The sequence below is a fragment of the Bartonella sp. AP280QHHD genome (assembly GCF_042196125.1).
Classification (GTDB): domain Bacteria; phylum Pseudomonadota; class Alphaproteobacteria; order Rhizobiales; family Rhizobiaceae; genus Bartonella.
This window is the reverse complement of sequence record NZ_JBHIPQ010000049.1, coordinates 1-1649: the sequence shown is the minus strand read 5'-3', so window position 1 is coordinate 1649 and position 1649 is coordinate 1. Positions and strand designations below refer to the sequence as shown.

Below are 1649 nucleotides of genomic sequence, written 5' to 3'. Positions count from 1 at the left end.
CCGGCAATATTGCCGCGATTATTGACAAGAGCCACAGCGCTTTTGTTAATCAGCGCTTGGACACCAGCCTGTATCGCCGCATTCATGGCGGTGCTCGAGCCAAGCCCCAAAGCACCGGTAATGGCACTGGCAGCGCCCGAGGCTGCTCCACCCGTAACCGCCGTGACAGCCAATGCCACGAGAGCCGCACCGGCTTCTGTCAGCCCTTGGGCTTTATAATCCCAGTCTTTAAATTCAGCCTTAACTGCTTGCCAATCAACTTGCTTGGATAATTCTGGATCATCACGCAGTTGCTTGATCCATGCCATGCCTGGAGAGCGAGACAATTGCTCAAGGGATTTGTCTAAATCACCGGTTGCCTGATACTCAACAACGAAGCCATCACCCGCATCAAGCTTTATGCCACCCTTAGCATCTATGGTGACATGCTCGATGGTCTCCTTAAGGTAACCTTTATCGCTCTCACTCCACCACACAAGGTTTTCATTACGCTGATAAACGTCCTTAAAATCTTGATCCTTGTTGGTCAGAAACTTGATCTTCCCCGTATCTGATGCCAAATGCGTCTGACCACCACTTTTTGCCCCTATGGCATCAAGCGTGAGATCCCCATTTTGCGCATGCATGGAGAGGTTGCCCTCTGTTTCTATCGTGGTTTTGTTTGTAGTAACTTCTGTTGATTGTTGACGAAACTTATTCTTTTGCTTCGATTTGTCGCCTTCTTTGCCCCTCAGATCCAAATCAAAACTGTTAAAATCTTGCTCTGAAACCACGTTGAGAGCGCCACCACTGGTGAAATCCCCATTGCCCTTGGCTTTAAACTTTCCCCCAAGGTTAAGTTCACCACCTGTGACAATGGTCAAATCTCCATCACTGTTGACTTCTGTCAAACGGTGCTCACTGCTTTGGGCGTTATAATGCCCTTTTTCCAATGTCTCCTTATGGTCACTCTCTAGCACTAATGAACCAAACGTAGCAGAACCATCGACAATCACCGTCATCGGACCGCCACTGCTCCATTGGCCACCAGTCATGCTTAAATCGCCAAGGGAGTGAATGTTTAAATCCTGTATAGAAATGATTTGAGCCTGCTGCCCACTGCGATCAACAAAACCATATTCATTCGTGTCACGGATTTTTGCAGTACCATCAATGATTGTCTTCGCATTGAGGGTGATGATATCCCCCAGAATAACACCGGAAGAATTGGCTAAAAGATCGCCACTGCTGAGATCTACAGCACCGCTGCCAAGCAAAAAACCACCATCATTAAACAAAGTTTGCGTAGTCGAAACATGCAATGCACCATTACTTGATATGGTGCCGCTATTGGTAAGACGGTCCGTCTCTATAGTGACGCCATTGCCTTTCAAACGTGCACTGGCAAGGTTTCCTTGCTGCGTTTTTGCCCCATAAACATCTTGTGCTAAAGAAGTGTTTGGTGCCAAATAAACGTGGGGTACCAAGACCTCTTGTCCGTCGACAAGGTGGGTCTCAAGCCAGATCATATCCTTTTTGATCCCAGCAATTTGCTGAGGCGTTAAGGGCTTGCCTAGCACTAACCCCAAGGGATCTTGCTGCTCCACAGCATTGTCATAGAGCCTTTGCATTTGAGCATTGGGATCTTCAACATCAAGAAGAGTGCGATT

1 protein-coding gene is annotated in these 1649 nt (G+C 47.7%); it reads right to left on the bottom strand.

What is annotated here, in order from left to right; all coding sequences use genetic code 11:
* Positions 1-1649: hemagglutinin repeat-containing protein (locus ACFIMK_RS08100; protein WP_375682935.1), on the bottom strand; the 1649-nt coding region annotated here is incomplete at both ends.